Source organism: uncultured Pseudoalteromonas sp. (genome assembly GCF_963922945.1).
Lineage (GTDB): Bacteria > Pseudomonadota > Gammaproteobacteria > Enterobacterales > Alteromonadaceae > Pseudoalteromonas.
The window spans coordinates 26,404-48,941 of the sequence record NZ_CAWUKC010000013.1; the positions used below are offsets into that span (position 1 = coordinate 26,404).

Sequence of the window (22,538 nt, forward strand, 5' to 3'; positions counted from 1 at the left end):
CTCCTAGCGCGATAACGTTTTTAATACGTCAGCAAATACGCCGGCTGCTGTCACTGCAGAGCCTGCGCCGTAACCGCGAATTACAAACGGACGTGGTTGATAATACTGGCTTAAAATTGCTAACGCGTTTTCACCATCACGAATTACACTTAATGCGTGCGATGAGTCTACCGCTTCAATGCCTACTTTACAGTGGCCTTCTTTAATTGTACCTACATAACGAAGCACCTTGCCCTCTGCCGCTGCACTTTGAATCCGGTCGTTAAACTCAGCGTCTAAGCTTGGCAGTTTAGCCATAAATTCATCAACGCTGTCGCCTTGTGCAAAACCTTGTGGCAATACCGACTCAACTTCTATATCGCTAAGCTCTAACTTCATGCCGGCTTCGCGAGCAATAATGAGCAATTTACGTGCTACATCGGTACCTGATAAATCATCACGCGGATCAGGCTCTGTGAAGCCATTTTCTTTGGCTTTAATTGTGGCTTCAGAAAGTGAAAGACCATCCTCAAGCGCACCAAACATGTAAGATAGTGAGCCTGATAAAATACCGCTAAACTCAAGTAACTCATCACCTGCACCAAATAACGACTGTAAGTTATCAATTACTGGCAAGCCTGCACCTACGTTTGTTTCGTATAAAAACTTACGGTTATTTTTTTGCGTTGCTGCAATTAAGTCTTGGTAATAAGAGTACGAACTGGTTGTTGCTTTTTTATTAGCGGCAACCACATGGAAACCGGCATTTAAAAAGTCCACATACTGAGCTGCTAGCGCATCAGACGACGTACAATCTACAAGCACAGGGTTTACTAAGTGGTTTTGTTTTACAAACTGCTCCACTAAATTCAAGTCAAACGCTTGCTCTGATGCTGCTAGCTTTTGCTGCCAGTCATCAAATGCAATACCTTCGCTATCTAGATGCAGTTGACGAGAATTCGCGACACCATATAGGTTTAACTTAATATTACGTTTTTCAAGCCACGCTTGCTGGCGCTCTAATTGAGAAATAAGCTCTTGACCTACTAAGCCACAGCCAAGTAAAAACACGTCAATTGAAGGAACATGAGTAAAGAAGTTTTCGTGGCAAATTTTGACTGCATCGTTACACAGCTCACCATCAATAACCGCCGAAATAGCGCTTTCTGTAGAATCCTGTGCAATGGCTACTATGTTTACTTGCGCTTGTGCAAGAGAGGCAAAAAACTGTGCCGCCAAACCTTTGTGTGCACGCATGTTATCGCCCACTAAAGTAACAATAGCAAGATTACGTTGCACTTGTACCGGCTCAATTAAGCCTGCTTGTAATTCAAGCTCAAACGTACTTTGTAAGGCTTCTAGCGCTAGCGCTAAATCGCTTTCGTGCACGCAAAAGCTAATACTAAACTCACATGATGACTGCGTAATTAATACTATCGATACGTTATCGTGGGCAAGTGCATTAAATACTTTTGACGCCATACCCACTTTACCTTTCATGCCCGGGCCTGACACAGTAAGCATTGCTAAATCTTGTAAGCTAGAAAGCGCTTTTACTGGCTCATCCGATACATAATCATTGCCAATTAATGACCCTTGTACATCTGGATTATGGGTGTTTTTAATTTCGCACGGTACACCCGCTTTCGCACACGGCAAAATAGTTTTAGGGTGAAGCACTTTAGCGCCAAAATAAGAAAGCTCCATGGCTTCTTTATAAGAGAGAAAGTCCACTTTAGTCGCTTTTTTGATATAACGAGGATCAGCGCTGTATACACCATCAACATCTGTCCAAATTTGGCAAATTTCAGCATTTAAACACCCCGCTGCAATAGCTGCTGAGTAGTCAGAACCATTACGACCAAGCGTAGTAAGTTCGCCTTGTTCATTACTTGCTGTAAAGCCCGGCATAATGTAAATGGTGGCTGGGTTTTCTTTAAGCACGGCTTGAAAACGCGCTTTGCTTGCAACTAAGTCGGCCTCAGCATCAATATAGCCACCTGTTGAGGCTACACAGCGCGTTGCTTCAAGGTATTGAGCATTATGCGAGCTTAATAAACTTTGCATAAGCGATACACTGACACGCTCACCAAAGCTAATTACAAATGCACGTACCTGGTCTGGGCAGCACTTAATTAGCGCCACACCATCAAGCTTATTTTTAAGCTCATTTAAGTCTGGCCAGTTTGCGACTTCACCGCCATTTTTTTCTACATCAGCTTTTAGCCCTTCACAACGGCTCACTAATGCTTGCCACTGCTGTGAAAAATCTAAGCCTTGCTCAGCTGCACTGGCTAAAGCAACTAACGAGTCGGTCATACCACCAGGTGCAGAAAGCACCAATAACATTTCATCTTTTAACTGTGCTTTAACTAACTGAGCTACCTGTTGTAAACATGCAAAGTCGGCAAGCGAAGAGCCACCAAATTTTAAAACGCGCATTATTTATGTTCCTCATCCCATAAAACGAAAAAAGGCCTGTGTTCTTAGTGAACACAGGCCTTTAAATTTGTTGCACCGACCTATGCCACTATCCAGTAAGAATGGTGGTTGTAATAATAATGGTCAGTACGCGATTAATTGTTTTCATGAGCTTAAGACTGCCTTAACAAAGGCTATGCTGTCAACCCCAAATTAAAAGATAAAACAGCCTTTTTGAACATGAAAAAACCTAATGAATGCCAAATTTATGCAAAACTTCGTTTAAAGCCGATTTATTAATAGGTTTATTTATAAAATCGATAGCACCTAGTTTCGCGACTTTTTGCTTCATTTGTTGTTGTATATCAGCCGAGATCACCAGTACAAAACACTCTATTTTTTCAGCTTTAATGCGCTCAAGCACTTGTACGCCGTCAACTTCAGGCATAGTTAAGTCTAAACATAAAAGATCAAACTGCTGCATGCGCAAAAGCTCAAGCGCATTGGCACCATTCACTGCTTGTTGTATGTCTGCAGTCACACATTCATTCAAACAACGCACAACTTGTTTACGTGCAACAGTTGAGTCGTCACATACTAATATAGAAAATTTCATCATGTTAACTACTAAAATAACTTTCAAAAAATACAAAACCGAGCCGTTCTGTGGTTTTGAAATTCTTATACGTTCCTAAAACCCTACCATTTTACATGTTAGTGCAAGGTAATACTGTAACCTTATAATAAAAATTTGAATATTATTAAACGAAAAGAAATAACCAAAACATATTTAGTTAAAATTGTTACTTTAAGCAGTTTTATAAAAACGCTTAAATTAGCTTTAATCAATTTAGAATACTATTTTTAAGGGAATACAGCGCAAAGTATGAGCTATCTCTTTAAAAAATAAATTTTTTATTTATTTTTAAGGTATTGTTGACTAACTTTTAAGTTAGAAATTGCAACTTAGCTATAATTACACCGGATGAGTAAATCCCAAATGTTACAAAAAAGTCTTTCTAAAAAATTGTTAACCAATGTTTTATCTGTGTATTTTTTACTTACCTTTGTGGTGACATGTGGGCAAGTACTTGCAGAATTTGTAAATACCAAAGACTACATTCGTGATGAGCTGAGTACGTTGCAAAAAACCTTCAGCCGCAGCTTAACACGCGCAATTTGGGAGCTAAATACAAAGCAAACCATCACTACTGCAGAAGGCTTACTTGCTATACCTATGGTGGAAGGGATCATAGTGCGCGATGACAGCGGCGAAATCATTTCGCAGCTGGGCCGCTCTTTAGACATACATAAACTTTATAACCAGCAACTCGTACAAGAAGAAGTCATTATCGAAGACTCAAAATCAGGGCTATTTGGTTATACCTTTCCACTCATTTTTGAGTTTTCTGGTCGCGCTACACAAGTCGGTGATGTAACGTTGTTTTCTAGTCGAGATGTTGTACTTAGCCGCATAATGATCTCCATTTACTTTTTAATCGGTAATGCCATGATCAAAACCACTTTTTTGATCATTCTATTTTTAATGGCATTTAGAAAGCTGCTAACCGACCCTTTAAATGAGTTAACTGAGCAAATAGAAAACTTAGAACTTAATGATTTAGAAGGTCAACACATAAACATTGAAACCGAAGAGCATAACGAGCTAAACGTTATGGAGCAGTCATTTAATAATTTAATAGATAAGGTAGTTCAGTACAGAAAAGAGCTTGAGCACACCCAGCGTGAGTTAATTGTTAGTAATGAAAAGCTTGACCAGCACAATATACAGCTAGAGCAGGATGTGGCGCGTAAAACGTCAAACTTAAGCCAAGCAATGATGGATTTACAACAGCAAAAGTACGAGCTAGAAAAACAAAAAATTGTACTCACCGAAGAAGTAGACTTACGTCGGCACACAGAAGAAGAACTACTAACGAAACAAAAAGAGCTAGAACGCTACCTTGACGAGTTAAGCCTGGCACAAGAACGCTTAGTAGGTACCGAAAAAATGGCCGCATTAGGTGGGTTGGTAGCCGGTATTACACACGACATAAACACCCCTATTGGCATCGGTGTAACCGCTATATCGTTTTTACAAGAGCGTTTAAATACCTTAGAAAATGCCTACAAAGAAAAAACGCTATCGCCTAAAGCTTTAGAAGAGTTTATAAACGAGGCTAAGCAAAGCACAAGCTTACTCACAACAAACCTTGATAGAGCCTCTGAGCTCATTGCTAGCTTTAAACAAATAGCAGTAGATCAAGCCAGTGAAGCAGTACGCACAATTAACCTTAAAGATTACTTAAAAGAAGTGATTTTGTCGCTTCACCCAAAACTTAAAAAAACAAAGCACACCATAAACTTACAGTGTCCTGATGACTTAGTTCTTAACTTACCCGCAGGAGCGATTAGTCAAATTTTTACCAACTTGATTATGAACTCAATTATTCATGGTTTTGATAATATCGCCCAAGGCAATATTGATATAAACATTACTGCCGATGATACACTACTTGTCATAGATTATGCCGATAACGGGAACGGCGTGACAGAAGAGCAATTGGCTAAACTATTTGACCCATTTTTTACAACAAAACGTGATCAAGGCGGCAGTGGTTTGGGCACTCATATAACTTTTAACTTAGTCAAACAAACACTTAGTGGCTCTATAGAGGCCACCAGCGCTCCAGGTAAAGGGCTTCATTATCACATAGAGTTTCCTAAAAACATGCCAAAGCCATTATTTAATCAATAACGGCTTTGGTTAAAATCAGCCATTTCGAGAACCCCATTTTATTGCTATGATTGAGCAAATTTAAAAGATGGAAAAGTTACCTTATGTGGTTTAGTAACCTGATTTGTTATCGCTTTAAGCAAGATGTTTCGTACACTCAAGAAGAGTTTGAAAAAGCGTTAGAACAAGACGTATTTCGCCCTTGTGGCTCTCAAGACCTGTCTACATTTGGTTGGACAAAAGCATTTGGTAAGCACGGTGACTCGCTGGCGCATTTTTCGCAAAAAAGCATTTTAGTGTGTGCTAAACGTGAAGAAAAAGTGCTACCGGCCTCTGTTGTAAATGAAATGGTGGCCGAAAAAGTAGAGCAAATAGAAGCGGAAGAAAACCGCCCGGTTAAAAAGAAAGAAAAAGATGAATTAAAAGAAAACATCTTAACCACGTTATTACCTCAAGCATTTAAAAAATCGAGCCTACAATTTGCTTTTATTGACCAAGAAAACGGCTGGGTGGTAGTAAATAGCGCCAGTTTTAATAAGGCAGAAGAGCTGCTTGCTCTTTTACGTAAGTCTTTGGGCACATTACCGGTAGTGCCTGCTTTTGCAAATTACGACCTCGATGTATTTTTAACTGATTGGTTAACTAACTTCAGCACACCTGAAAACTTTGCAATAGGGTTTGATGCCGAGCTTGAAGAAGCAGACGACAGTGGTGCACAAGTTAAATTAAAAGGCCATGATCTATCGTGTGACGAAGTTAAATCACATTTAGAAAATGGCAAGCGCGTAACCAAGCTTGCACTTGATTGGCAAGAGCGTTTGAAGTTTATGCTGCAAAACGATGGTTCTATCAAGCGTTTAAGCTACTCAGAAACGTTAAAAGAAGAAAATGCCGATATTCCTAAAGAAGACATGGCGGTTAAACTAGATGCTGACTTTATTTTAGCTTCAGAAGAAATCAAGCTACTGCTTGAAGAGCTAACGGCCGGTTTAGGTGATGCAGACGATTTATAAAACGCTCAATTAGTACAGATTGCTTAGCGCTATAGAAAACATAAAAAGCACGATCCAGTCGTGCTTTTTGCTTTTACTTTTTAACTACTAATTAGCTGAAGGTGTCTTTAACATTTTCAAGCATGTCATTGTACTCCTCACTCGAGAATAACTGCATTGAAGGAATAACCCCTTTATCAATATAGGCTTGTAAAGCTGCTGCTTTATCAGATACCTGTAAAGTCCCCTCTAAAATGGCACCGATACGAATAAAATCAATATAATTAACTTCTTCGGGACGATACGAAGGATCAGCCCAGTATTTAGCCACACTGACAAACTCAGGGGGGAACTCCCACGCTCCCATAATTGAACCACCAATTTTACCACTTAGCTTTTGGATAGCGTGTGCCAAAAAGCTTGGATTAGCAAACACTTCTGGGTGACGTTCCGCTTCAGTTAAAATAGGCAGCACACCAATGTTATATACCAATGAGGCAAGTGTAATAGAGTCACTATTTAATGAAGTATGCTTATTATTTTCTAAATAAAACGCCATAAGCGTAATTGAATGCCCAGCCACATTGAGTGTTTTTTGCCAAGCTTTACTCATATAGCCTTTTATTAGCTCATTGTTAGAAACAAACAGTTGCTCCATGGCCATTGCTGTGGCGATATTTTTGATTTGACGCAGACCGATGCGCGTAACCGCTTGTTGTAAATTTGAGACTTTAACCGCTCGACCCATAATTGCGCTGTTAGCCACTTTAATCATGCGTGCTGAAAGAGCTGGATCTTGAGCTATCACATCTGACATTTGCATTAAGTTTACATCAGGGTTATCAGCTGCTTGACGCACTTTAATTGCAACTTCAGGCAAAGTAGGTAAAACCAGTGTATCGTTATTAATCCTATCCACCAAAATCGTTAATAGTGCATTTTCTGTAGACATAGAACAGTCATCCTTTTGTTTATGGGCAGCAATGCAACTGCTAACCGCTGACTTAATAATATAATGAGTATTATCTAACTTACCGATAAAGTTAAGAAAATTATTTAAATTAATTGTTATCACAGCGCTTTTATCGCCCTAATGCGCGACACACCGCCAAACACTTGCTATTTGTCATTCAGTTTTGCTTTAATGCAGTCACTATAAGGAAGCGTTTGTACATTTAGCTGCTCAGCTTACACGTACAAATTTTTACACTTACTTTTTTAACAGGCAATCAAATGATCTTAAATAAAATTAGCCAAGCAATATTGCTCTCTGGTGTCGTTTTTCTTAGTGCATGCTCAGAGCAAGCTCCCTCTTCTAGTGAAGCCACAGGTGTAGAACTTGCGCAAGAAAGTGCAGCGAAAGCAGGCCCCGATTTAATTAATATTGATAAGCAGCGTTTAGATATTTATACCGACTTTAGCTTAGAAGCCGACCTATCACATTTAACTGATAATCAAAAAGCCATGGTTGCCAAGCTAATCGATGCCTCAAAAATTATGGACGACCTATTTTGGAAGCAAGCTTTTGGCGATAATAAAGATGCTTTTTTAGCAAAGCTAAGTGATGAAAAAGTACGTAAGTTTGCTGATATTAATTACGGCCCATGGGATCGCTTAAATGGTGATGAAGCGTTTTTATCAGGCTATAAAGAAAAAGCCCTTGGTGCACAGTTTTACCCTGCTGACATAACAAAAGAAGAGCTAAATAACGCAGACGTAGAAGATAAAAAAGGCCTTTATTCATTAATTAAACGTGATGAACAAGGTAACTTGTACAGCGTGCCTTATTCAAAAGAATATGCAGAGGAATTAGCAAAAGCAGCAGAACTATTACGCGATGCAAGCAAACTTGCAGACGACAAAGAGTTTGCTAATTACTTAAACCTACGTGCTGATGCACTACAAAAAGATGACTTTCAGGGCTCTGATTTAGCTTGGATGGACATGAAAAATAACCCTGTTGATGTGGTTATTGGCCCTATTGAAACTTATGAAGATCAACTTTTTGGCTACCGCTCGGCTTATGAGTCGTATGTACTTATAAAAGATTTACAATGGAGTGAGCGCCTAGCTAAATTTGCAGCCTTTTTGCCAGAGCTACAAAAAGGTTTACCGGTAGATGCTAAATATAAACAAGAAGTACCTGGTTCAGACGCCGATTTAAATGCTTATGATGTTGTTTACTACGCAGGTCACTCTAATGCGGGCAGCAAAACCATTGCCATTAACTTACCAAACGATGAGCAAGTACAGCTTGAAAAAGGCACTCGTCGCCTGCAGCTTAAAAATGCAATGCGCGCAAAATTTGATAAAATTTTAGTGCCTATTGCAGAGCAATTAATTGTACCAGAGCAACGTAAGCATATTACCTTTAACGCCTTTTTTGCCAATACCATGTTTCACGAAGTGGCTCATGGCCTAGGTATTAAAAACACCATTACCAATAAAGGCACTGTGCGCCAGTCATTGCAAGAGCACGCAAGTGCACTTGAAGAAGGTAAAGCCGATATTTTAGGTTTATACATGGTTGAGCAGTTACTTAAAAAAGGCGAGATTACCGAAGGGACACTAGAAGATTACTACACCACTTTTATGGCCGGTATTTTCCGCTCTGTTCGTTTTGGTGCATCAAGCGCACACGGTAAGGCTAATATGATTCGCTTTAACTTTTTTGCACAAGAAGGCGCATTTTCTAAAAATGAAGATGGCTTATACCGTGTAAATATGGACAAAATGGGCGTGGCAATGGCTAAGCTTTCTCGCCTCATTTTAACTTTACAAGGTGACGGCGATTACGAAAAAGTTGATCAGTTAATTGCCACGCATGGTGATATCAAAGACGAGCTTGCTAAAGACCTAGAAAAGCTAAGCCAAGCGAATATCCCTGTGGATGTAACCTTTAAACAAGGTAAAGATGTGCTAGGCCTTAACTAACTAAAAAGGCGTTACAGTTAACCTTGTAACGCCTTTATTTTTATTTGCTAATAACATCCCGCACTTTAGATTCAAGGCTTTTCATACCCCAACGTCTTCCTTTTTCTAGTGCTTCGTCAACGCTTAATCCGTCTTCATGGGCAGATATAGCAACTAAAGCACCGACCCGATTACTACTTGCACAATGAACCAAAACTGGCTCACCGTTTAACTTTTTAAGTAAACGGGCTAAGTTGCGGGCATTTTCTACTGTAATATCTTGCGCGCCAGAAATAGGTAATGCGTGATAATCCATACCAAGTGACTGAACAAACTTGCCTTCATCCCAATCCTGCTCATTTGCTCCACGTAAATTTATAATGTGCTTCACATCTGCTTTAGATAGTTGCTTTAATTGCTCTTTACTAGGCTGCGCAGCCGAATACACAAGGTTGCTATGAGCAGCAAAGTTCTGAATATCAGCCTTTTTTACAACCTCAGCATTATTTACCTGCTCAGTAGCTGCAACATAACCGCCCGATAGCGCAATAATAAATAAGCTAGTACTCAAGGTTTTAAGTAATTTCATATTAATCCTTACTCATGTAAAGCTTTTCGATTTCAAAAACGTGTTTTTATTTTTTCTATTTGCTCATCTGTGTATGGTTTTGCAGGAAACTTTCCCCACACCGGTGCGGGCCATGCTGCATCGGTTGTAAAGCGTGCAATGTGATGAATATGTAATTGCGGCACCATATTACCCAAAGCGGCCACGTTTAATTTATCAGGGCTAAACACTTGCATAATAAGCTTGCTGAGTTTGGCCGATTCTTTTAAATATACAATTTGATCGCCTTCAGACAAATCTATAATTTCTTTTAAATTAGGTTTTCTGGGTACTAATACAAACCACGGATATTGGCTGTCGTTAAGTAATAACACTTTACATAAAGGCCAATCGGCCAACTCAATACAGTCTCGCTCAAGCTCTGGTGCGAGTTTAAAAGAAATATTCGTCATTATCATACCTAGTTTGTCTTTAAGAATGACCACTTTATAGCATTTATTTGCAGTTGCACACGCTTAGCTTTAACATTTAAAACACTATTTATAACAAGCTAAGGCAACCTTGTGCTAAAAAAAATAAAATACCTATCTCTTGCACTTCCACTTGCTGTGGGTGCGCTGAGCGTACAAGCCAAACCATTATCACTTGAGCGTATATTTGACGATCCGAGCTTATCGGGTAAAGCTCCCGTGCAACTTAAGTTTTCGCCAGACGGTAGCCGTGTAACTTACTTACAAGGTAAAACCGATGACTACAACCGCTACGATTTATGGGAGTACAATTTAAAAGATAACACCAACAGACTATTAGTTGATTCTGCAAAGCTGTTTTCAGGCCCTGAAAACCTTTCTGATGAAGAAAAAGCTCGCCGCGAACGCCAACGTATTTTTGGTAAAGGTATTTTAGAGTACAAATGGTCCAAAGACGGCAAAGCCCTGTTATTCCCTCTTAATGGTGATCTGTATTACTACGAACTCGCCTCTGGTAAAAGTAAAAAACTCACCAATACAGAGGCGTTTGAAACCGATGCGCGTTTTTCTCCTAAAGGTAACTATGTATCGTTTATTCGCGAGCAAAACCTTTACGCCTTAGCACTTGATACTGGCAAAGAAATACAACTAAGCAAAGATGGCGGCGGCGTTATTAAAAACGGTATGGCCGAATTTGTAGCGCAAGAAGAAATGAGCCGTATGACGGGTTACTGGTGGGCAGGCGATGAATCTAAAATTGCATTCACCCGTGTAGATGAAACCCCAGTAAAAGAAGCGATTCGTAACGAAATATACGCTGATGAAGTGAAGCTATTTAATCAGCGCTACCCGTTTACAGGCACTGATAACGTCAAAATTCAGCTAGGCGTGGTTAAGCTTAACGACCAAAAAGTTGATTGGATTAATTTAGGCGACGATAAAGATATTTACATTGCACGCGCTAAATGGCTAAAAGACAGTAATACTCTTTCGTATCAGTGGCAAAATCGCTCACAACATAAGTTAGAACTACGTTTTTACAATAGCGATACTAAAACACAAAAAGTAGCGCTAACAGAAAATAGCGACACGTGGATCAACCTTAATTTTGACCTGCATTTCTTAAAAGACAAAAAGCATTTTGTATGGGCATCTGAGCGCGACGGATTTAAACACCTTTATTTATACCGCACTAACGGCCAGCTAATTCGACAAATCACTTCTGGAGACTGGGTTGTTGATAGCTTAAAAGGCGTGGATGAGAAAAAAGGCATAGTGTACTTTGCTGGACGTAAAGACACCCCGCTTGAGAGCCATTTATATAGTGTGCCACTGTTTAAAAAAGGCAACATTAAGCGCATTACCGAGCAAGGTCAATACCACAAAGTAGTGATGGCAAAAGACAGTAAAACGTTTATTGATAATAGCTCATCAGTAAACAAACCTAACTCGGCGGCTCTTCGTAAAGTTAATGGTGAATTTATCACTTGGCTTGAACAAAATAAGCTCGATGACAGCCACCCATTAACACCATACTTAAGTGATTTAGCAACACCAGAGTACGGCACAATTAAAGCCGAAGATGGCCAAGTAATGCATTACCGCTTGTTTAAACCAAGTAATATTGCAGACGGTAAAAAGCACCCAGTAATTGTTAACGTATACGGCGGCCCACATGCGCAGCGTGTAACTAATAGCTGGCGCAGCAAAAACTTATACTTTCAATACATGGCGCAGCAAGGCTATGTTATTTTTCAGCTTGATAATAGAGGCTCTTACAATCGAGGTAAAAAGTTTGAGGACGCTATTTACAAACATTTAGGCGTTGTAGAGGTGGCCGATCAAGTCAAAGGCGTTGAATTTTTACGTACCCTTGATTACGTAGACCCACAACGTATTGGTATTTATGGCCACAGCTATGGCGGGTACATGGCTCTAATGACCATGTTTAAAGCCGGTGATTACTTTCAAGCTGGTGTATCTGGCGCCCCTGTTACCGACTGGGCACTTTACGACACCCATTACACTGAGCGTTACCTTGGTCACCCAAAAACGAATGCTAAAGGCTACGAAGACAGCGCGGTATTCCCATATGCTGAAGGCTTAAAAGGCCCATTAATGATTTACCATGGTATGGCTGATGACAACGTGTTGTTTACCCACGCCACAAAATTATTTAAACAGTTGCAGGATAATGAAAAACAGTTTGAAATGATGACCTACCCAGGCTCAAAACACAGCTTACGCGGTAAACAGGTGCAAACCCATTTACACCAAACCATCACAAACTTCTTTAATCGTCATTTTGATGTTAAATAAATATGCTAAATAGACCAAAGGCTGATTGAAATATCAGCCTTTTTTTTGCCTTAATAATCTCTACACCTAGCTTAAACTCGCTTTTTTACTACCATTAAAACAAGCAAACATGGGGACACACATAAGGATTAATTTATGCTAAATCTTAGGCGCTTTAGTATTTTTCAGCGGTTTTCACTTCTTGTTGGCATTGTTATTTTTGGCTTAATTATATTAAGTATTTTTAGCTTAACTTACCAATATAGCTCACTAAAACACGAGCAATACTTAAAAACACAAAATGTAGTAGAAACCGCATACAGCGTGTTAGAGCACCACTATACACTCGAGCAAAACAACACATTAACCCAACAACAAGCTCAATCACAAGCACTGGCAGCTGTAAGAGCGCTACGCTATGACAAAACCAATTACTTTTGGATAAATAACTATCAACCAACTATGGTCATGCATCCAATTAAACCAGCGCTAGAAGGAAAGGATTTAACTAATAACAAAGACCCCGATGGTAAAGCGTTATTTGTAGAAATGGTTAACATTGTCAAACAAAACCGCGCAGGGTTTATTCCTTATAAATGGCCAAAACCAGGAAAAAATCAGCCGGTAGATAAAGTCGCATTTGTAAAAGGCTTTAGCCCGTGGCAATGGATTATTGGCTCAGGTGTATACCTAGATTCCATAGATGAAGCATTTAGCCAGCAACGTAACCTAATCATAACCAGCGCCTTTGTGATGATTGTTGCTGTCATTTTATTAAGTTACTTTATTGGTAAAAGTATACTCACGCCTACTCGCCTTGCCGCAGAGATGATGAAAAACATATCACAAGGTGAAGGTGACTTAACCTGTAATCTAAATGAATCCGGCAATGATGAAATTTCAGAGCTGGCGCATTCGTTCAATTTATTTGTTTTAAAAATACGAGAGTCGCTAGTGCATGTATCGCAAAGTGCAGATGATGTCAGCCGGCACGCTCACACGGTGGATGAGTCCAGTAAAACAAGTCACTCCTTCATTGAGCTACAAAACGACAGCTCTACACAAGTGGCCGCTGCTATGGAACAAATGACACACCAAATTCATGACGTTAGCCGTAACGCAGAAGCTGCTGAGCAAGCGGCTAATGATGCAGCCCACAATGCCTCAATGGGTAAAGATGTAGTAGCAAATACCATTACCGCCATAGAAACACTCTCTCGCAATATAGAAACAGTAAGCCAAGTAACCGAAGATTTAGCAAACGAAAGTAACAACATAGGCTCTGTACTCGATGTGATCAGAAGTATATCGGAGCAAACAAATTTACTTGCACTTAATGCTGCCATAGAAGCTGCGCGCGCAGGTGAGCACGGTAGAGGGTTTGCAGTGGTTGCTGATGAAGTACGTACTCTCGCCAGCAAAACAGGACAAAGCACAGACGAAATTCAAGCCATGATCAGTAAATTACAAGAAGGTGCGAATGCTGCTGTAGAGGCAGTAAAATCAAGCCAAGCACTATCAATGACGACTGTAGAGCAAGTTGCATCTGCAGACACATCGCTCAATGAAATAGAAAGGCTGGTATCTATAATAACCGAGATGAATAGTCAAATTGCCCGTGCCACTGAGCAGCAAACACAAGCTGCGGATGAAGTAAACTTACGGATCAACGAGCTATCTCAATCAACTGAGCAATCGCTAAATAATACCCAGCAACTCACCGATGCAAGCAATAACCTTAAACAAAGTAGCCAAGGGCTATCGAGTGTGGTTAATCGCTTTAAATTAAAATAATTTAAAAACAAAAGCCCTGAATTAACAGGGCTTTTTATTAAATATGCACTTTAGCTTATAAACAATAGCGTGCAAATAAGCTGGCTACTGATGCTGCGGTTGGCTTACCATGCTGCCAATCACCACCTTCAACACCGCTACCTGCAATATCCATATGTACATATGGAAGCGGCTGCTCAGAGTCGTTCCCGTGTTTATCGAGCCCACCAACAACGGCTAAAAACGCCATAGGGAATTGATGCCCACGGGCTGTCACCGCCGAAGCTGCATTATTGCTTGATAGTACATCATCAGCCAAAGTACGCGGTTTAATAAAGTCATAATCTTCACGACGAGAGCGAGAAACCTCAGCTGCATCTGCCCATAAATCACCACAATCCGCTATTTGACGAGAGGTATTAGCGCTGCGTGCAGGTCCGTTTTCTACATACGCTCCGTAAGGGCCCATAGCACGAGCCGCGTGACCCGTTAATGTTGCTACCGTAAATAACGTAGGATTAACTTCGCCTTTAGCGACATCTTTCATTTCACTAAGTAGATCACCCATTGCTAGGCGCCCTTCTGCATCGGTATTACCAATACGTACACGCACGCCTTCGCGACTCGTGATAATTTCATCCGGTACAAAACAATCAGAACCAATTGAGTTACGTACCACAGCCAAATAAGCAACAACTTTAACGCCTTTAGGCTGATAATCTGCCACTGCTTTCATAAAGCCTGCTACCGATGCTGCGCCGCCTTTATCACGGCTCATACCTGCCATAAAGCCGCCCACTTTTAAATCAGCACCGCCGGTATCGTAAACGAGGCCTTTACCAACAAACATTAGCGTGCGCGTTACTTCGCCCTCTGGTACATATTCTAGCTTTACAACACGTGGATGATGGCGCTCAACCGCATAAGATGCGCGAGCAACGGTGCTAAGCATAGGGTAGTTTTTGTCGATGGTATTAATATCATCAATCACATCTACGGCTACATTTGAGCCTTTGAAAAGCTCAACGCAGTAATCGGCAAAACGTGGCGGTGCCATACGCTCAGGCTCAGTACCACATAAATCACGCGCAGCATATTGCCCTGCCGCAATTGCATTTACTGCCTTAACTGTTTGCTCATTTGCATCTATTAAACCTATTTTCGTAATAGGCTCAATGCTTTCACCGAGGTATTCACGCGCTTCTAATGGTTGCCATAGCGCTTGACACGCGCCTAAGTACGCGACTTCTAACGCATGTTGGTAACGCGCATCTGTGTGTAATTTAGGTAAGTAAATAGCAGGATTTACACTGCCAGCAGCTTTTGCTTCGTTAATTGCAAGTTTAGCGGCATCAAAGTAGCGTCTTACATCATCGTAATCGCGATTAAGCGGTCCTGTAGGCGCTAAAACAACACGTACATTATTAACCACTAAAAACGTAACTTGTTTACCAATACGAGAATCTACTTTTGCCTGTGATTCGATAGCATCACTCAATGAGTTATTGGCTAATTGAGAAAAGTCATCACTAATTATAATAAGTGCATCATGAGAAAATGAGTCAAAGCTTGCACTGAGTGATTGTGCAGCTATCGCTTGAGGATATGCCATAAGTAAAGCTCCTGTTAGAAAACATAAGGGGCTATTATCGTTGATATAAAAACACAAAACCAGCCAGCTGCGATGGGCTCATTTTAATCTGGCAACTTGGTGTTACAGTAAAAGTAAACTCTAATCGAGAATACTCAATTGCAGATTTAAATTAGGTTCATTTTTTACGCCAACCCCAATACCTAATAAGCGCACCGGTTGCTGCATACCACGTTGATACGCTTTTGAAAGTAATTCAGTAAAAATAGCGGTATTTAACTGATGATGCGCTTGATCTGCAGAGGTCACTACAAAGTTTGCAAACTTTACTTTTACACTTAACTTATTAATACGGTTTTGTAGTTGCTGTTTATTTAGGCGCGTGGTGAGCTCTTCCAGTAATTTTGGTAACTGATCGAGACATTCTTGTAAGCTATTTTTGTTATATTCATAAGTGTGCTCAACGCTAAGCGATTTACGCACTCGCTGTGTGGTTACTTCACCAATGTATTCACCAGCACATTTTTGGTAAAGCGATACACCAAAGTTCCCTACATGCTGCTGCATCCAATTAACGCCTTTGTCGCGTACATCTTTACCTGTGTATAACCCTTTTAAATTAAGTTTTTCAAGGGTTACTTTACCCACACCGGGTATTTTACCTAAGGGTAAATTATTTAAAAAAGCGTCTACGTCATCCGGTAAAACAACAAATTGCCCGTTAGGTTTGTTTTCATCACTGGCTATTTTGGCAATAAATTTAATCGGTGCCACACCAGCCGAGGCTGTAAGGCCGGTATCGTTGTAAATATCAGCCCTAATTTGCTGGGCAATAAGCGTTGCGCTGCCTTTACAGGCGGTGCTGTTGGTTACATCAAGGTAGGCTTCATCTAGCGACAGCGGCTCTATTAAATCGGTGTAACGTTTAAATACCGCGCGTATTTGGTTAGAAATTTCTTTATAAACAGCCATACGCCCAGGCACAATCACTAAATCGGGGCACAGCTGTTTAGCATGGTAGTTCGACATAGCAGAGCGAACGCCATACTCCCGCGCAATATAGTTTGCTGTAGATAGCACACCTCTGCGGCTGTTACCACCAATCGCTAAAGGGATGCTGGCAAGTGCGGGGTTATCGCGCATTTCGACCGCTGCGTAAAAGCAGTCCATGTCGATATGAATAAATTTTTTCATTTCCACATAAAAACTGTTTATTTATACAGTTATTATTAAGGATTCATCCTCATTAAGCAAGCTCATTAAAGGGTGCTTAACTTTAGGCTACGCGTACATAGACTGAGCCTATTTCTGCTAACCTAAAGCTATCGTTTAAAATGGTAACTTAAAGCACTTTTCTTTTTTAAAGCAATGTAGCCAAAAAGCAAACTCCAATAAAAACCCAGCGGCTAAAAGCAGTATGCCACCTGAGGCATTACCCATTGCATAGCAAGCAAAAGACGCTATAAAAACTAAACTGGCTAAAGCCCAATTAATTATATTTTGCATGTGTGTTCTCGTGTATGTTGGCTGTGTTATTTAACTGTAGCCCTAAAAATAAATAGGTACAATCATCTTATAAAAAAACAGGGTATATATTGTCTTGAGGTACAAACACCATATTGATAACCTCAGTCATTTAAAACTAAGAGTACACATACATGCAAAGGTTCAAAGAGCAACACCCTATTCATACTGACATCACAGTCGCTTGGGCCGACATGGACGCCCTACAACACGTTAATAACGTAGTGTACTTGCGTTATTTTGAAATTGCGCGCATCGACTTTTTAAATAAAATAAACCAGTTTGATGCAATAAAACCGGGCGCAGTAGGTCCTGTCATTAGCGAAAATAATATACGCTACAAACGCCCGGTGACTTTTCCGGATACTTTAACCGTAGGTGTGACTATTTCAGATATAAAAAGCGATCGTTTTATGATGAATTACTCTGTATTTAGTCATGCTCAACAAGCTATAACTACCACAGGCTATTCTCAAGTTGTTATGTTTGACTTTAAAACAGGGCAAAAAGCAACGATTACAGAGCCTTTGTTATCGGCATTAAAGCAGTTTGCTTGATTGAATGTTATTGCTTAATTAGCCACTCTCAAGATCTCATATAATTTAAGGATATTAAATGCAATATAGTCCGTTAGGCAGCAGCGGTGTTGACGTTTCAAGAGTATGCTTAGGCAGCATGACTTGGGGTAAACAAAATAACCAGCAAGACGCAGATGAACAAATAGCGTATGCCTTGGCTCAAGGCGTCAACTTTATTGATACCGCCGAAATGTATGCCGTACCGCCCTCTCAAGAAACCTACGGTAAAACAGAGCAAATAATTGGTAACTGGCTTAGTCGCAATGCGCAAAAGCGTGGTGATATTGTATTAGCGAGTAAAATTGCAGGCAATGGCTTGTCGTGGGTACGAGATGGCGGCGACATAACACGCAGCGCTGTCATTGAGGCCGTAGATAACTCGCTTAAACGCTTACAAACCGACTACATAGATTTATATCAATTGCATTGGCCAAATCGCTCCACTCCACATTTTGGCAGGCAGTGGCCTGGTAAACTCACTTTTAGTGACGTAGATACTGAGCAGCAGCAAGCTGGTATGCTTGATATTTTAGAGGGCCTTAATGAATGCGTTAAAGCCGGAAAAATAAAATATTGTGGCCTTTCAGATGACACCCCTTGGGGCATTAGCCAATTTTTAAATTTAGCAAAAGCGCATAACTTACCGCGTATGGTGTCTATTCAAAATGAGTTTAGCTTAGCCCACGCTAAAGATTGGCCCTACTTAATTGAGCAATGTATTCATGAAGACATTGCTTATTTACCTTGGTCACCGCTTGCTGCTGGCCTGCTAACGGGTAAATACCTAAACGGCGCACGCCCAGCGGGCTCGCGCTGGACATTTATGCAGCGCAATGGCATTTTTAGAGACACCCCTAACGCGCAAAAAGCCACTCAGCGTTATGTAGATCTTGCGCATGCAAGCGGCATAACTCCAGCTCAATTGGCACTTGCTTGGTGTAATCAAGTCGATGGCGTTACCTCGTCAATTATTGGTGCTACCACCATGGCGCAGCTAAAAGAAGATATAGAGGCATTTAGCATAACTCTAAGCGACAACACACTTGCTGAAATTGGCACTATTTTTAAAGATTACCCGCAGCCATATTAAAGTGAAATAATAGGCAGTTTTTTTACTGCCTTTTTCCCTCATACATTTGAACATATACAAAGTAAAACTATACTAAATTTAACTTTAATGGATTATTTTTAGAGAGTTATGCTTAAAAATGTGATTTTACTTCTTGGTTTATTGGGTGCTGTTGTGCGTTATGCTTACGCCGATGATACGCAGCCAGTTAAAGAAATAGTATGGTTACAAAGTTACACCCCACCATTTCATGTAGATAAAGACTCACATGCGCCGCAAGGGGGAATTTGCGATAACCTCACCGAGCAGCTTATTCAGAGCATTGATGATGTCAAACACACTCGATTAATCGTGCCGCAAGAGCGGATTAATAAGCACTTAAATGAAGGTGATAATGTATGCTTTCCGTGTGTTATTCACAAAAAAACAGCCAATGGCGTATTGCAGTTTTCTAGTCCTACTACGGTGTACCCGCCTTTTTCGGTACTAACCACGCAAGCACTTGCCCCTAAAATACAAGCTAAGCATGGTAATCCTATTAAACTTATTCATTTACTATCAGACGAGCAATATGTATATGGTCAAGCCGCGGCGCGCAAGTTTACTTCAGAAATTAATAAAATAATCGAAAACACCACGGTGTATAATAAAGCATCGCTAAGCTGGAGTAGCGAAAATGAAAGCCAAGCTGTTATTGCTCGCTTGAGCCGTGGCTTTTTAGATTACACAATAGACTACCCGTTTATGGGGGATTATTTTGTTAACCATAGTAAGTTTAAAAATATAGTCAGTTTGCCAATAGATGAAGACCCCAGAGAGTTTGTTTTAGGGGCTATAGGCTGTGCGGTAAGAGCACCGAATGATTTTGCAAGCAAAGCGCTTAATAAAATAAATAAAGCACTACATAAGCAGGTATTGCAATCGCCGGCTTATATAAATAGCCAGCGTTTTTGGTTAGAGCAGAGCTTTCCTCAGTTTACTAAGCATTACCAACAACAAATACTTAGCTCTATTGCGCCTGCCAACTCTGCGATAACAAGCACATCGAATTAGCATACAAGCTGAGTGTAAATTTACTACCTGCGGGCACCTCTCCTACGCCTGCAGGTGTCCCTGTCATAATTACATCGCCATTTTCTAAGTGCATGAACTCATTAATTTCACTTAAAATATCCTTAGGCTTATGTATCATAAATTGCGTATCGCCTTGTTGAATAACTTTATCGTTAATTTTAAGCTCGAACGTAAACGCCTGCTCAGCATCCGTTATAGTTACAAAAGGCGTTAATAATACCGAGCCGTTAAATGCCTTAGCGCGCTCCCACGGTAAGCCTTTATTTTTAAGTTTGCTTTGTACTGTGCGTTTAGTTAAATCCAGCCCTAAACCGACGCCTGCCAACTCATTATTTTTAATAACAAAACACAGCTCTGTTTCATAATGCAGTGTGTCGTTATTGTGCATAGCAAATAAGGTAGACGAAAGCGCACTGTTCGGTTTATTAAACAATACCATTTGATCGGGGAGCTCATTATTGAGCTCAGCAATATGTGCGGTATAATTACGCCCAACGCATACTATTTTAGAGGGGGTTAATAACTCACTTTCTAGTTTTATCGACTGCATAAAGTAACTTCTTAATTACGAGCTGATCAAGGTTTCTAATAAGCTCAGGTTAATCGGCTTCAAAAGTACATGATTGATATTTAAATCTTTGATCTGCTTAGGGTCTGGCTCTGCACCACTAACAATCACTAAGTTTAAGTTAGGGTAACGCTGGTTAATTTGCTTACCTAAATCAACCCCACGCCCGTCAGGTAAGTGCATATCAAGCAATACCTTATTAAATTGTTGGTCATGATTAAGGATTTGTAAACATTGCGCACACGTTGAAGCAATCACCGTTTCTACACCTAAACTCTCAAGCAATAGTTGCGTAATTTGTGCCGCGTCCTGATCGTCCTCTACCAATAAAAAGCGCTGTTTTTTCTCTTTTATTACTTTATCACTGTGAATATTTTTAGCTTGAGGCGCATGCTCTGGCGAAACTAAGTAATCTTGTAAGCATTGGTACAAAGAAGAGCTATCAACCGGTTTTGGTATTACATCATTAAACCCAAGGGCGGCCAGTTCTTCATGTATGCCTTTCATAGTTGCAGCAGTCAAGGCAATAATAGGGCCTGTGTAACCCATTTTTCTAAGCTCTATTGTGGCTTCTTTACCGCCCATTACAGGCATATGTATATCAATAAAAATAATGTCGTAAGGTGAGCGATACGCCTCGGCAATTCTTACTTTTTCAAGCGCTTGCTGGCCATGTTCGGCGTAGTCCACGCGTGCGCCACAGGTACTGATCATATGACCTACTAGCATGCGTAAATCGCGCAAATCATCAACCACTAATACGCGGCCGGTGACTTTGCATGGCGCTGATTTTGCTTGTAATTGTGAGGCACTGCTAAAGTTTAATACTTGGCGTTCTACTTCACTAATATCGCCTGGGTACACCGAAATAGTAAACGTAGAGCCTTCGCCAATTTTTGAGGTTAAATCAATACTGCCGTGCATGCGCGTTAATAACTCAGCACAAATAGCAAGGCCTAATCCCGCTCCGCCAACAGAGCGCGATTCAACGTCGGCTATTTGTTCAAAAGGTTTAAAAATAAGTGCTTGTTTTTCGGGAGCAATCCCCATGCCTGAGTCTTTAATACTAAAAAATAGCATTTCTTGGCCTTCAACCCACTCAGTCCAGGCACTAACCACTATTTCGCCCTTTTCGGTAAATTTAACCGCATTATTGATTAAGTTAATGAGTATTTGGCGAACGCGGGTGGCATCTACTCTCACAATAAGTGGTAAAGGCTGTAGAGACTCAAAGCGAAGGTTTAAGCCTTTATCAAGCACAGATACGCGCATTAAAGTGTAAACATCAGCCAGCATGCTATCTAAGTTTACTTCACTTAAGGTGAGCTCTAATTTATCGGCAGCTATTTTAGATAAATCGAGCACGTCATTTAACAAGCTTAGCAAATGCTTACCGTTTCGGTAAATAACCCCTAATTCATTTTCGGCCTGTTTGCTAAAATCACTTTGTAGTAGTAACTCTGTGTAACCTAATATAGATGAAAGCGGGGTACGTAATTCGTGGCTTAAGTGGGCTAAAAACCTGTCTTTTGAGCGGTTCTCTGCTTCGGCTTTTAAACGCTCCACTCGCTCGCCTTCAACATCTTTACGTGCTAAGGCATAACGTATAGCGCGGGCAAAGCGGCTCGAACTCATTTCTGTTTTTATAAGGTAATCTACCGCGCCGGCATCCAGTGCTGCAGAGTCTAGTTCATCATTAGATTGCCCCGTAAGCATAATAATTGGCCCGCTAAACCCATTAGCAATGGCCTTTTTTAATACGCTTAGTCCATTTGAGGCGCCTAATCGGTAATCAAGCAAGCAAATATCGTGATCATTTTTACTTAATTTATTGATTGCTTGCTCGGGTGAGCTTATCCATTCTATGTCAAATGTGTGTGAATCTAGCTGTTCTAAGTAGTCACGAGTGAGAATATAATCATCTTCATCATCTTCTACTAAAAGTAACCGAGTCACTTTATCTAACATGCAGCCTCCTTTTAA

At 40.5% G+C, this 22,538-nt stretch carries 17 protein-coding genes; 8 read left to right on the plus strand and 9 right to left on the minus strand.

Annotated elements, in window-relative coordinates:
- Positions 1-3 precede the first annotated feature (3 nt).
- On the minus strand, positions 4-2,421 hold the full coding sequence (thrA, locus tag AABI99_RS04830; protein WP_338363948.1) for a bifunctional aspartate kinase/homoserine dehydrogenase I: 2,418 nt from the start codon (positions 2,419-2,421) through the stop codon (positions 4-6).
- Positions 2,422-2,650: 229 nt separating this feature from the next.
- Positions 2,651-3,019, minus strand: a complete 369-nt coding sequence (locus tag AABI99_RS04835; protein WP_338363950.1) for a response regulator — start codon at positions 3,017-3,019, stop codon at positions 2,651-2,653.
- A gap of 381 nt (positions 3,020-3,400) precedes the next feature.
- Here AABI99_RS04835 and AABI99_RS04840 point away from each other — a divergent pair, with 381 nt between their 5' ends.
- A complete protein-coding gene (locus AABI99_RS04840; RefSeq protein ID WP_338363952.1) occupies positions 3,401-5,158 on the plus strand; it encodes an ATP-binding protein in 1,758 nt (585 codons plus the stop codon).
- Positions 5,159-5,241: 83 nt separating this feature from the next.
- On the plus strand, positions 5,242-6,150 hold the full coding sequence (rdgC, locus tag AABI99_RS04845; protein ID WP_338363954.1) for a recombination-associated protein RdgC: 909 nt from the start codon (positions 5,242-5,244) through the stop codon (positions 6,148-6,150).
- Positions 6,151-6,241: 91 nt separating this feature from the next.
- On the opposite strand, the gene AABI99_RS04850 is transcribed toward rdgC, so the two are convergent.
- Positions 6,242-7,081 (minus strand): HDOD domain-containing protein, encoded by an 840-nt coding sequence (locus AABI99_RS04850; protein WP_338363956.1) that lies wholly within the window; start codon positions 7,079-7,081, stop codon positions 6,242-6,244.
- Positions 7,082-7,362: 281 nt separating this feature from the next.
- On the opposite strand from AABI99_RS04850, the gene AABI99_RS04855 reads away from it, so the two are divergent.
- Complete coding sequence (locus AABI99_RS04855) at positions 7,363-9,063, plus strand: Zn-dependent hydrolase (RefSeq protein ID WP_338363958.1); 1,701 nt, start codon at positions 7,363-7,365, stop codon at positions 9,061-9,063.
- Between the two features lie 40 nt (positions 9,064-9,103).
- On the opposite strand, the gene AABI99_RS04860 is transcribed toward AABI99_RS04855, so the two are convergent.
- Both AABI99_RS04860 and AABI99_RS04865 read right to left on the minus strand, forming a co-directional pair.
- The gene (locus AABI99_RS04860; protein WP_338363960.1) at positions 9,104-9,631 is read right to left on the minus strand and encodes a protein tyrosine phosphatase family protein; all 528 of its coding nucleotides are present in this window, start codon (positions 9,629-9,631) and stop codon (positions 9,104-9,106) included.
- 32 nt (positions 9,632-9,663) lie between these two features.
- The gene (locus AABI99_RS04865; protein ID WP_338363962.1) at positions 9,664-10,062 is read right to left on the minus strand and encodes an HIT family protein; all 399 of its coding nucleotides are present in this window, start codon (positions 10,060-10,062) and stop codon (positions 9,664-9,666) included.
- Between the two features lie 111 nt (positions 10,063-10,173).
- On the opposite strand from AABI99_RS04865, the gene AABI99_RS04870 reads away from it, so the two are divergent.
- Both AABI99_RS04870 and AABI99_RS04875 read left to right on the plus strand, forming a co-directional pair.
- Entirely contained in the window at positions 10,174-12,399 is a 2,226-nt protein-coding gene (locus AABI99_RS04870; protein ID WP_338363964.1) for a S9 family peptidase, read from the plus strand.
- Positions 12,400-12,534: 135 nt separating this feature from the next.
- A complete protein-coding gene (locus tag AABI99_RS04875; RefSeq protein ID WP_338363966.1) occupies positions 12,535-14,172 on the plus strand; it encodes a methyl-accepting chemotaxis protein in 1,638 nt (545 codons plus the stop codon).
- A 55-nt stretch (positions 14,173-14,227) separates the two neighbouring features.
- On the opposite strand, the gene AABI99_RS04880 is transcribed toward AABI99_RS04875, so the two are convergent.
- Together AABI99_RS04880 and dinB are read right to left on the minus strand one after the other, a co-directional pair.
- Entirely contained in the window at positions 14,228-15,763 is a 1,536-nt protein-coding gene (locus AABI99_RS04880) for a leucyl aminopeptidase family protein (protein WP_338363968.1), read from the minus strand.
- A gap of 120 nt (positions 15,764-15,883) precedes the next feature.
- Positions 15,884-16,936 (minus strand): DNA polymerase IV, encoded by a 1,053-nt coding sequence (gene dinB / locus AABI99_RS04885; protein WP_338363970.1) that lies wholly within the window; start codon positions 16,934-16,936, stop codon positions 15,884-15,886.
- A 464-nt stretch (positions 16,937-17,400) separates the two neighbouring features.
- On the opposite strand from dinB, the gene AABI99_RS04890 reads away from it, so the two are divergent.
- From AABI99_RS04890 to AABI99_RS04900, 3 genes are all read left to right on the plus strand, one after another.
- Positions 17,401-17,823, plus strand: a complete 423-nt coding sequence (locus tag AABI99_RS04890) for a thioesterase family protein (protein WP_338363972.1) — start codon at positions 17,401-17,403, stop codon at positions 17,821-17,823.
- 58 nt (positions 17,824-17,881) lie between these two features.
- Entirely contained in the window at positions 17,882-18,934 is a 1,053-nt protein-coding gene (locus tag AABI99_RS04895; RefSeq protein WP_338363974.1) for an aldo/keto reductase, read from the plus strand.
- Positions 18,935-19,042: 108 nt separating this feature from the next.
- On the plus strand, positions 19,043-19,966 hold the full coding sequence (locus tag AABI99_RS04900; RefSeq protein ID WP_338363976.1) for an ABC transporter substrate-binding protein: 924 nt from the start codon (positions 19,043-19,045) through the stop codon (positions 19,964-19,966).
- On the opposite strand, the gene AABI99_RS04905 is transcribed toward AABI99_RS04900, so the two are convergent.
- Both AABI99_RS04905 and AABI99_RS04910 read right to left on the minus strand, forming a co-directional pair.
- The gene (locus AABI99_RS04905) at positions 19,923-20,537 is read right to left on the minus strand and encodes a fumarylacetoacetate hydrolase family protein (protein ID WP_338363978.1); all 615 of its coding nucleotides are present in this window, start codon (positions 20,535-20,537) and stop codon (positions 19,923-19,925) included. The two genes, AABI99_RS04900 and AABI99_RS04905, sit on opposite strands and share 44 nt — an antisense overlap.
- 15 nt (positions 20,538-20,552) lie before the next feature.
- Positions 20,553-22,523: a response regulator gene (locus tag AABI99_RS04910; RefSeq protein ID WP_338363999.1), complete on the minus strand. Its 1,971-nt coding sequence runs from the start codon at positions 22,521-22,523 to the stop codon at positions 20,553-20,555.
- Positions 22,524-22,538: the final 15 nt, after the last annotated feature.